10 protein-coding genes are annotated in these 10,241 nt (G+C 59.6%); 9 read left to right on the forward strand and 1 reads right to left on the reverse strand.

All coding sequences use genetic code 11. The features are described 5' to 3' along the window. Window positions 1-361 (reverse strand): plasmid mobilization relaxosome protein MobC (mobC, locus tag ABYW26_RS05290; protein ID WP_372603747.1); only part of this gene is annotated, 361 nt, incomplete at its 3' end. 888 nt (window positions 362-1,249) lie between these two features. Here mobC and ABYW26_RS05295 point away from each other — a divergent pair. The 9 genes from ABYW26_RS05295 to ABYW26_RS05335 all read left to right on the forward strand — a co-directional run. Continuing rightward, on the forward strand, window positions 1,250-2,410 hold the full coding sequence (locus ABYW26_RS05295) for a transporter substrate-binding domain-containing protein (RefSeq protein WP_372603748.1): 1,161 nt from the start codon (window positions 1,250-1,252) through the stop codon (window positions 2,408-2,410). After that, complete coding sequence (locus ABYW26_RS05300; protein WP_372603749.1) at window positions 2,407-3,066, forward strand: ANTAR domain-containing response regulator; 660 nt, start codon at window positions 2,407-2,409, stop codon at window positions 3,064-3,066. Before ABYW26_RS05295 ends, ABYW26_RS05300 begins: the two co-directional genes overlap by 4 nt. A 41-nt stretch (window positions 3,067-3,107) precedes the next feature. Continuing rightward, window positions 3,108-4,346, forward strand: coding sequence for an urea ABC transporter substrate-binding protein (locus ABYW26_RS05305; protein ID WP_372603750.1), 1,239 nt, complete (start codon window positions 3,108-3,110; stop codon window positions 4,344-4,346). An 86-nt stretch (window positions 4,347-4,432) separates the two neighbouring features. Beyond that, window positions 4,433-5,305 (forward strand): branched-chain amino acid ABC transporter permease, encoded by an 873-nt coding sequence (locus ABYW26_RS05310; RefSeq protein ID WP_372603751.1) that lies wholly within the window; start codon window positions 4,433-4,435, stop codon window positions 5,303-5,305. Window position 5,306: 1 nt separating this feature from the next. Then, entirely contained in the window at window positions 5,307-6,377 is a 1,071-nt protein-coding gene (locus ABYW26_RS05315) for an ABC transporter permease (protein ID WP_372603752.1), read from the forward strand. Further along, window positions 6,377-7,093: an ABC transporter ATP-binding protein gene (locus ABYW26_RS05320; protein WP_372603753.1), complete on the forward strand. Its 717-nt coding sequence runs from the start codon at window positions 6,377-6,379 to the stop codon at window positions 7,091-7,093. The genes ABYW26_RS05315 and ABYW26_RS05320 overlap by 1 nt, the downstream gene beginning before the upstream one ends. Further along, window positions 7,086-7,799: an ABC transporter ATP-binding protein gene (locus ABYW26_RS05325; protein ID WP_372603754.1), complete on the forward strand. Its 714-nt coding sequence runs from the start codon at window positions 7,086-7,088 to the stop codon at window positions 7,797-7,799. The genes ABYW26_RS05320 and ABYW26_RS05325 overlap by 8 nt, the downstream gene beginning before the upstream one ends. 42 nt (window positions 7,800-7,841) lie before the next feature. After that, window positions 7,842-8,840 (forward strand): acetamidase/formamidase family protein, encoded by a 999-nt coding sequence (locus ABYW26_RS05330; protein ID WP_372603755.1) that lies wholly within the window; start codon window positions 7,842-7,844, stop codon window positions 8,838-8,840. A 120-nt stretch (window positions 8,841-8,960) separates the two neighbouring features. Then, window positions 8,961-10,241, forward strand: a 1,281-nt coding sequence (locus ABYW26_RS05335) for an amidase (RefSeq protein ID WP_372603756.1), incomplete at its 3' end; no start/stop codon positions are given.

Genomic DNA, 10,241 nt, shown 5'->3' on the forward strand with positions numbered 1-10,241 from the left:
CCAGCGCCTGCATAAGCAGCATGCGCATCGCGTGAATGTCATCGGAAGCTCGCTTGAGATCGCGCTTCGTATCAGGGTCAACAATCAGCGAACCAGTATTCGCCGCCTTGGCGAGCTGATTCAGATTATTGGCGATCCGGCTTGCACCCAGACAGGCCAGAACCTCAGCCAGCAATTTTTCGTCGACCTGCGGTGCACGCCGACGCTTCCGGTAGGTTTCAGCCTCATCAGTGAAGAGCTGGGATTTGATGTAGGAGCCAAGGGGCAGGTTGCCCGCTTGGCTATCGAGCCTCGCCCGTTCCTCGAAGGTGAGGCGGATGGATAGGGGGGACTCGCGTTTTCCGTTCGGTCTTTTCGTCATGGTCTGTTCTCCAGCCCACGACCGACCGACACTGCGAGGTGCGGAAGACGACTGATCTCATGAGATCAGTCAGTTCCGTTTCTCAGGTATGTGTCGGTGATGTCGTAAGCGTTGAAGAGCAGATCAAAACGCTTGTGGTAGCGTGGATCGCGCACCTCACCGTGATTTGGCAGGTACACATTCCGGCTAAGCCTTGGATTCTCTTTGTTCGTAGCTTGCGGTAGGTTCTGCTGGTTGCGTACTCCCGCAACCAATAAAACCCCGCCCAAAAGGCGGGGTTTGGTCGTTCTAACACAATCAAAAACAACGACGCCCATATCACCGGCGGCCCTTCGATGCCAGGGATGGGCCGATAGTCGCGGCGCCCTGCTTCAGAGGCTCTCCACCGGTGCCTGTTTTGTGCAGGAGCAGCGACGGATCGTGGCAGAGGAAGACTTTTCGTGGAGTGGTTCGTCTGGCTTCACAGATCCGCTGTGTCACGAAGCGAACCGTTTTGGCCCGCTCAAAGTGATTCCAGCAGCAACGGGGCGCACTATGGGCGGTGTCGAAGAATCGATACTTGCCGCGCCATGAAAGCGGGTTGGATTGCCCGTTCGAGCGGTCGCCTTACGCCGGAGGACGCATTCATGGGCTTGCATGCGAGCGCAAACGTGGCCAAAAGATAGGCTAAGCTGAATATTTTTGCGCAAAGATTGTGCGGCGAGGGGTTTTTGAAGGGACTTCTGGCAAGAACGCTTCGTCCTGTTTGACGGCTTTAGTTTCGGGCGCATAGCTTGGTATCAGCGCCGAGCAAATGTGCTCATACGGCAAATTTCAATCCTACACATATCGGCAAGTGAGCCCCATAGCATTTTCATGCTTGTGGGCTTTTTGCGTTGGGAAATGGCAATGAACAAGATCGAGCTACCAATTGGCCTTCTTTTTTCGGACACCGGCCCTTACGGCACGGTGGCGCACACTCTTCTCAACGGTGCGCGTCTTGCCTGCAACGAAGTGAATGCCGATCCGGCCTCTGGTGTCACGCTCCAGCCATTTCACATTGATCCGAAGGGCGACCTCCTGAATTACGCGCCAGCGGTGCAGCAGATGCTCGATCGTGGCATTCGGCATATCTGCGGCTGCTATACCTCGTCGAGCCGCAAAGAAGTCATCCCCCTGATCGAGAAACACGATGCTCTGCTGTGGTATCCGACCCATTATGAGGGGTTCGAAAGCGCAACAAATGTCGTCTACACGGGGGCGGCGCCCAATCACCATATCTCGCCGCTGATCGATTTCCTGTGCGCGCGTTTCGGCCATCGCGCCTATTGCATCGGCTCCAACTATATCTGGGGCTGGGAAAGCAATCGCGTGATGCGCGACGGTTTGCAGAAACGCGGCGGGGAAGTGCTCGCCGAGCGCTATCTGCCGGTCGGGGAGGTGGCGCTGGATGACATCATTTCCGAAATTCTCGAGCTGAAGCCCGACTTCGTTTTCAATGCCCTGATCGGTGACTCGTCCTATGCATTCTGCCGGGCCTTCCGAACGGCCTGTATCGAACGCGGCATCGACCAGGTGATGCGCTTTCCGATCGCAAGCTGCAACTTGTCGGAACCGGAGTTGCACGCGATCGGACCAGTCGGCGCCGACGGGCAAATCAGCTCGAGCGTCTATTTCTCTTCGCTTCCGGGCGAGCGGAATGCCCGGTTCGTGTCGGCCTATCGGGAGAGTTTTCCCGAAGGTCCGGCTGTCTCGGCCGAGGCCGAGGCCGCCTATATTTCCGTCCATATGCTGGCCAAGGCGGTCACCGAGGCCGGCACGGCAGAGGTCTGTGCGGTTCAGGACGCCGTGGCGGGTCAGGTCTTTGACGCGCCGCAAGGCCAGGTGACGATCGACCCGGTGACCTTTCACGCCGAACTGACACCGCGGATCGGGCTCTCACGCTCGGATTTCGAGTTCGATATTTTGGTCGAGGCCGCCCGCCCGGTGGCCCCGGATCCCTATCTGGTGGCCTCGGCCACCAAGCTTGAAACGGTGCAGCGCCAACCGCGCATGAGGATCGTGTCATGAGAACACCGCGTGTTACTCAAAACTTTCGCGACCGGACAGCCGTCATCCTGACGCCCGGCGGGCGTTCGCTCGATGCGCTTGAGGCCACGTTGCGACGGCTCGGCCTGACACCGGAGCCGCGACCGCTCACCGGGCTGCAACAGGTTCTAGAACTGCCGGAAAATCTGCAGCCCGAACAGCACATCGTGCTGATCGATGGCGATCTCAGCCTGCCGCCTGTCTGGCCGGACAGCTATGGGCTTGCGGATGCGATGGCGCCCTGTCCGACCGTCGGGTTGGTGGGGATCGAAGCTCCCAGCCGGCTCAAGGCCTTGTTTCAGCTTGGTGCGCTGTCGCTCTTGCCGAAACCAATTCACAGCGGCTCGGTCTATTCCGCGCTTTTTCTGGCGGTGAATGAGTTCAGCCGGATGAACAGCCTGCAGAGCAAGCTGGAGGATTTAACAGAGCGGCGACGCAAGAGAGTTCACGTCATCAGGGCGGTGGCGACACTCATGCGACAGCAAGGGCTCAATGAAGATGCAGCGTATGATGTCTTGCGAAAAGACAGCATGCGGGCACGTGTCAGCATCGAGGATCATTGTGAGATCCTGATGCAGGCAAGACCGGAGGGCGACGCCGATCGCTTGTCATCCCACAAGAGGTGTCAAACGCGCTAGGCGTCACAAAATACCCGAAAAAACGCAACAAGGAGTTGAAAATGGAAAGAAATCTGACAGGCGCCATTTCGGCGCTCGCTACCCTATTGTCTTTTGCAGGGCCACTGGCCGCGCAGAATGTCGAACCGATCAAGCTTGGCGTCCTCGAAGACCAGTCCGGCGACTTTGCCCTCGCGACCATCGGCAAGGTGCATGGTATCGAGCTGGCGACCAAGGAAATCAATGACGCCGGCGGGATCGCCGGGCGCCCGATTGAACTCGTGACTTATGACACGCAGTCCGACAATACGCGCTATCAGGAATTCATGCGCCGGGTCCTTCAGCGAGACAAGGTCGACGTCGTTTTCGCCGGCTTCTCTTCCGCCTCGCGCGAAGCCTATCGCCCGATCGTCAATCAGTTCGACGGGCTGGCCTTCTATAACAACCAGTATGAAGGCGGAGTCTGCGACGCGAACATGATCGTCACCGGCGCCGTTCCCGAACAGCAGTTCTCGACCTTGCTGCCCTATATGATGGAGACCTACGGCAAGAAGGTCTACACCATCGCGGCGGATTATAACTTCGGCCAAATCTCGGCCGAATGGGTCCGGAACATCGTCACCGAGAACGGCGGTGAGATGGTCGGCGAGGAATTCATCCCGCTCGGGGTCTCTCAGTTCTCCCAGACGATCCAGAACATCCAGGCTGCCAAGCCGGACTTTGTGGTGACCCTGCTCGTCGGGACGGCGCAATCCTCGTATTACGAACAGGCCGGTGCCGCCAATGTCGATCTGCCGATGGCCTCGTCGGTCAATGTCGGTCAAGGCTATGAGCACAAGCGCTTCACCCCGCCGAGCCTGAAAGACATGTATGCGACGGTGAACTATGTCGAAGAGATCGACACGCCGGAAAGCAAGGCGTTCGTCGAGAAGTTCCACGCGATGTTCCCCGACGAGCCCTATATCAACCAAGAGGCTGAAAACTCCTATGCGGCGGTCTACCTGTTCAAGGAGATGGTCGAGAAGGCCGGCGGCTCGACCGAGCTTGCGGACCTGCGTGCGACCCTGGCCGATGGCGAACTCTGCTATGACGCCCCGGAAGGCAAAATGTGCATCGATCCGAAAAGCCAGCACACCTCGCACACCATCTATCTGGCGCATGTCAAAGAGGATCACTCGATCGAGTTCCCGACGAAATGGGACGCGATTCAGCCCTATTGGCTTGGCGATGTCGGCTGTGATCTGACCCAGAACGATCCGAGCGCGCAGTACACGCCGTCGAGCCTGCCCTCTGCGGACTAAGACCTAGACGGGATGCGGTGCCAACATGCGCCGCATCCCTCAGCGCCGCCGGTTCCTCAGCAGACTTCGCAAGAAAGGGATGCTCCATGGAGTTCCTCTACTCAGTTTTCAGCTTTCTCTATCAGTTTGGGGATGCCTTCGCCTTCCTCGTGTTGAGCGCCTGCGGGCTCGCCGTCATTTTCGGCATGATGGGGGTGATCAACCTTGCCCATGGCGAGTTCATTCTCTGTGGCGCCTATGTCTCGACCAGCGTGACGCATATGGGGGTGCCGCTGCCTCTGGCCATCATCGCCGGATCGGTCGCCGCCGGGATTGCGGGAATGATCGTCGAAGTGGCGGTGATCCGGCCGCTTTACAAACGTCCGCTCGATACGATCGTCGCGACCTGGGGCATTTCGATGATTGTCACCCAAGGCACCCTGATCGTGCTCGGGACGACCATGGCCGGCAGCGGCACGCCTTTCGGCAGTTTCTCGATCGGCAATTATTCCTATTCCGTCTACCGCGTGGTCCTCATGATCATGGCGCTGGTGACACTCGCCGCCCTGTGGCTGATGTTAACCAAGACCCGCTTCGGCATCCTTGCCCGCGCCACCATTCAGGTGCCGCATGTGGCCGAGGCGCTCGGGGTCAATACCAACCTTGTCTATAGCATGACCTTTGGCCTCGGGGCCGCGCTGGCGGGGCTTGCCGGGGGCCTTTATGCGCCGACGATGACACTGGTGCCGACGATGGGATCGTCCTTCATGGTCGAGGCATTCGTCACCGTCGTCGTGGGCGGGGCGGATATCTTTCTCGGCACGGCGCCTGCAGCTGTCGTCCTTGGCTTCATCAAGGCGACACTGACCTCTTGGCAAGGCCAGCTGGCCGGCCAGATCGGCATGCTGATCGCAGTCATCATCGTGATCCGAATTCTCCCGCGCGGCATCAGCGGCAAGATCCTGAAAGAGAGAGCCTGACATGTCTCACCCCTCCCGATTCACTGCTTTCCTAAAGCTCGTCGAAGGGCCGCAAACTCTGGGCAAAGGCCCGAAGTTCTGGTCGCTTTTCGCGCTCGTCCTTCTTGCGGCCTGTATCTATCCGCAATTCGCTGACAGTTATGACGTGGGCAATAACGTCTATTTCTTCAACTGGATCTTCATGGCCATGGGGCTCAGCCTCATCTGGGGTTATGGCGGCGCTCTCAGTTTTGGTCAGACCGCCTTTTTCGGCGTTGCTGGTTACGCCTATGGCGTTCTCACAATCAACCTCGGGGATGCCTACGGCCTGACTTTGGTCTCGCTCGTTCTGGCCGTCGGGATCAGCGCACTCTTTGCGGCAATCCTTGGCTATTTCCTTTTCTTCGGCCGGATCAGCGGCGTGTTCCTCGGCATCGTGACGCTTTCTGTCACGCTCGTGCTCGAACGTTTCATGGCGCAGACGGCAGGTCCGCAATGGGCCATCGGCACGGCCCGGCTGAACGGGTTCAACGGCATGGGGGCCATGCCGTCCCTGACCATTCCCTGGCCCGGCGGCGCGATTGTTCTCTACCCCGATGTCACGCTCTACTATGCGACGCTCGCGCTGCTTGTCGCCGTTTACCTCGGGCTTCGGATTCTGGTGAATTCCCGGTTCGGGAATGTCATCGTAGCGATCCGTGAAAACCCGCTGCGCGCGGAAATGCTCGGCTACGACATCCGCAAATACCAGTTGATTACCTTTGTCATCGGCTCGGCGCTCGCCGGTCTCTCGGGCGTGCTCTACACCTCTTGGGGCAACTATATCACGCCGGCCTCTATGGGGATGACTGCGGCGTCTCTGCCGATCGTCTGGGTCGCGGTCGGAGGCCGTTCGGATCTGACAACGACGCTCATCGGCGCACTCGCGGTGCTTATCGTGTTCCAGACGCTGACGATCTACGGCAGCCAATATGCGCTGGTGGTGATGGGGGCCCTTCTGGTGATCACCGTGTTGATCGCCCCGCGCGGCATCGTGATCGCCCTGTCCGATCTCTGGCCGGCGCGCAAATCCAAGATGAAAGGGGAGCTGTGATGGCAATTCTCGAAACACGCCAGCTCAACAAGCATTTCGGGGGGCTCCATGTGACAGGCAATGTCGATTTCGCGCTCGAGCCCGGTGAAATGCATTGTCTGATCGGCCCGAACGGCGCCGGCAAGAGCACGTTTTTCCGGCTGATCCTTGGCGAGCATCTGCCCGACAGCGGTCATATTTTCTATGATGGTGCTGACATCACGCGAGACAAACCGTTCGCGCGCATCCGCCGCGGCATCAGCGTAAAGTTTCAGGTGCCGGGCATTTTCAAGGAACTGAGCGTCCGGCAAAACCTTGAGATCGCGCTGCAACACCACGTCGCGCCACAGATGTTGCGCGAGGAAATCGATCGGTTGCTCGAATTTCTGAAACTCTCCGCGGATCACATGCAACAGGCGGGCAATCTCAGCCATGGGCAGAAGCAGTGGCTGGAAATCGGCATGGCCGTTGCGCTGAAGCCGAAGCTTTTGCTGCTGGACGAACCGACGGCCGGCATGACGCCCGACGAGACATTCGCCACCGGAGAAATGCTTCAGGAACTGAACCGGGAGGGTATGACCCTGCTCGCTGTCGAGCACGACATGGCCTTTGTCCGACAGATCGCGCACCAGGTGACGGTGCTGCATTTCGGCAAGGTTTTCGCCCAAGGCACGATCGATGAAATCGTTGCCGACGAGCGTGTTACAGCAATCTATCTGGGAGAGTCCGATGCGTAAGGACGTTATTCTCGATGTTATAAACCTGAATTCCGGCTACGGCGGGAAACCGGTGTTGCAAGGCGCTGATTTCCAGGTCCGCGAAGGCGAGATCGTCGCTGTGATCGGACGCAACGGTGTCGGCAAATCCACCCTGATGAAGACGCTGATCGGTTTGCTGCCGACCGACAAGGGTTCGGTCAACTTGCGTGGCACATCGGTCGATCTTCTGTCGGCGCATATGCGGGCGCGCAAGGGGATTGGCTATGTGCCGCAGGGGCGCGATGTGTTCCCGCGGATGAGCGTCCTCGAAAACCTGCTGGTCGGAGAGTCGATTTCCGGTCGGTCCATCGCTGGCAAGATCGAGGAAATCTACAATTATTTCCCGATTTTGAAGGAACGCGCGGATCAGCGCGCGGGCACCATGTCCGGCGGGCAGCAACAGCAGCTCGCGATCGGGCGGGTGCTGATGGGAGAGCCCTCGATCATCCTGCTCGACGAGCCCTCCGAAGGTATCCAGCCCAATATCGTGCAGGACATCGCGCGCATCATGGTCGAGCTGAACAAGGAGACCGGCGTCACCGTCGTCTTCGTCGAACAGAACATCGACATGATCCGGGCGATGGCACAGCGCTGTTACGTCATGGACAAGGGCCGCATCGTCGCGGAGCTGGATCGTGAAATGCTGCAGGACCGCAACACCATTCGCCAATACCTGTCGGTTTGAAGCCGTTGGCACAATCAAGACCATCACAGAAAGGATCCCGTTATGAGCTGGTTTGAAGAATCGATCATGGCCCGCAAAGGCGTCGCGCAAGGCAAGACACTTGAGACGCGCACCATCACCGAGGCCGAGCAAGGCGACTATCCCTATATTTACACCGCGGGGATCGATCCCGTGCTGCGCGTCGATCCGGGCACCGTGGTCAGCGCCGAGACGCATGACGCTTTCGAAGGCGCGATTCAGAAGGAAACCGATGTTCCCTCCGAGATCCTGAACTTTCCCTTTCTCAATCCGCAGAACGGGCCGATCTATGTCAATGGCGCCGAAAAGGGCGATACCATTGCCGTCTATATCGAAAGCATCGTGCCGCGCGGACCGCAGCCACGGGGCACCACCGTCATCATGCCGGAATTCGGCGGTCTGGTGCCGACATTTGAAACCGCTCTGTTGACCCAGCCGCTCCCCGAAGTGGTGCGCAAGCTGGAGATCACGGTGGAAGAGGGCACCAAGTGGAACGACCAGATCAACCTGCCGTATGAGCCCTTTATCGGCACCATCGGCACGGCGCCGCAAGCAGAGGCGATTTCCTCGCTGGTGCCCGATTACTACGGTGGCAACATGGACCTGCCTGATGTCGCGCCCGGGGCGGTGATTTACCTGCCGGTGCAGACCGAGGGCGGTTACCTGTTCCTCGGGGATTGTCACGCGGCGCAGGGTGATGGTGAATTGTGCGGTGTCGCGATCGAGCACCCGACCGTCACCACGGTGCGCATCGACCTGATCAAGAACTGGACCATCCGCACGCCGCGTCTCGAGAACAAGGATTTTTACATGACCGTCGGCTCGGCGCGCCCGATGGAGGATGCGGCCCGCGGGGCCTATCGCGAGTTGATCCGCTGGATGGCCGCAGACTTCGGCTTTGACGAGATCGACGCCTATATGCTGTTGACGCAATGCGGACGCGTGCGTCTGGGCAATATGGTGGACCCGAAATATACGGTCGGCGCCTCGGTGCTTAAGTCGATCATCGGCATCGCAAAATAAGCGCATCGACTTGGGGCGGAGCCGTTCCGCCCCAAGCGTCCACACCCCGTATTTCGAACCAGCCCGGCCCTGATCCGGGTCATGGCAGCGTGATGCTTGCCAATCGCACAGGAGCACCCAATGACCACGGACCCTTCCACTTCGCTTTCTTCGGAGAAATCCTTGCCGGATCTCGGGACACTGACCGTCGCAACCGTGCAGGACGGCCTGCAATCGGGCCGGTTCACGGCAGAGGATCTGACCAAGGCCTGTCTCGCCCAGATCGCGGCGCTGAACGGCCGCTACAACGCAATCATCTTTGAAAATGAGGCCGCGCTGGACACCGCACGCGATATCGATCGCCGTCTGGCCGCCGGAGAAAAGCTTGGCCCTTTGGCTGGCGTCCCGGTGGTGGTGAAAGACCCGATGGACATGCAGGGGATCCCGACGACCGCCGGTTGGCGGATGCTCTATTCCAAGGCCGGTGGGGTCGATCTTATTCCCGAACGGGACAGCCCGGTCGTGGCGCGGATGCGGGCGGCGGATGCCGTCATCCTTGGCAAGACCAACGTGCCGATCCTGAGCTGGACCGGAACCCATGCCAATGACAGCTGGGCCGGGCCGACCATCAACCCGGTGATCACAGATCGCGCGCCGGGTGGCTCGAGCGCTGGCACGGCGGCGGCCGTTGCCACGCATATGTGCGTCTTGGGGTTGGCAGAAGAAACCGGTGGCTCGATTCAAAACCCGGCCTCGGCACAGGGTCTCGTAGGGATCAAACCGACCATCGGATTGGTGCCGAACGCCGGCGTGGTCCCTCTATCCGGCAACCGGGACGTTGTCGGGCCCATCGCTCGAACGGTCCGCGATGCGGCGCTTGGTCTCGATGTTCTGGCCGGGTTCACGACCGAAGATCCCAAGACGCTTGCCTCCATCGATAAAATTCCTGAAGGCGGCTATGCCGCAGATATCTCGAAACACGGGCTGAACGGCAAGCGCCTCGGCCTTTACGGGCCCGGCTGGCGCAAGGATGCGCTTTCCGACGAGGCGGCTGCGCTCTACGAGCGCGCCAAGGCAGAGCTGAAAGAGCTGGGCGCGGAACTGGTCGAGGATCCTTTCGCAGATACCGATTTCGCGACGCTGCGCCAGATTACGCCGGGGACGCCATTCTTTGACGGGCGTGGGCTCGAATCCATCCCCTACGACATGACGCTCTATTTGCGTCGGCTCGGTGAGAGCGCCTCGCTCAAGACATGGGAGGAATTTGTCGCGGCGACCGAAGCCGAGGACCCTTTCGCCGAGGGCGCGATCCTGGGCTTTCTCAAGGAGCTTCCTGATTTCCGTGAGGCGGTGAAATCTCCGGCGACCCCGCCAGCGATGCCGGAGTTTGTCGCGCTCAAGCGTCGCTATCTCCAACTGATC

Origin of the sequence: Actibacterium sp., assembly GCF_041584535.1 — a bacterium.
In the GTDB taxonomy this organism is placed as follows: domain Bacteria; phylum Pseudomonadota; class Alphaproteobacteria; order Rhodobacterales; family Rhodobacteraceae; genus Actibacterium_D.

Bases quoted from the DNA above. Each gene is read 5' to 3' on its own strand.
- ABYW26_RS05295 (WP_372603748.1), top strand. From the start codon at position 1,250: ATGAACAAGATCGAGCTACCAATTGGCCTTCTTTTTTCGGACACCGGC.
- ABYW26_RS05300 (WP_372603749.1), top strand. From the start codon at position 2,407: ATGAGAACACCGCGTGTTACTCAAAACTTTCGCGACCGGACAGCCGTC.
- ABYW26_RS05305 (WP_372603750.1), top strand. From the start codon at position 3,108: ATGGAAAGAAATCTGACAGGCGCCATTTCGGCGCTCGCTACCCTATTG.
- ABYW26_RS05310 (WP_372603751.1), top strand. From the start codon at position 4,433: ATGGAGTTCCTCTACTCAGTTTTCAGCTTTCTCTATCAGTTTGGGGAT.
- ABYW26_RS05315 (WP_372603752.1), top strand. From the start codon at position 5,307: ATGTCTCACCCCTCCCGATTCACTGCTTTCCTAAAGCTCGTCGAAGGG.
- ABYW26_RS05320 (WP_372603753.1), top strand. From the start codon at position 6,377: ATGGCAATTCTCGAAACACGCCAGCTCAACAAGCATTTCGGGGGGCTC.
- ABYW26_RS05325 (WP_372603754.1), top strand. From the start codon at position 7,086: ATGCGTAAGGACGTTATTCTCGATGTTATAAACCTGAATTCCGGCTAC.
- ABYW26_RS05330 (WP_372603755.1), top strand. From the start codon at position 7,842: ATGAGCTGGTTTGAAGAATCGATCATGGCCCGCAAAGGCGTCGCGCAA.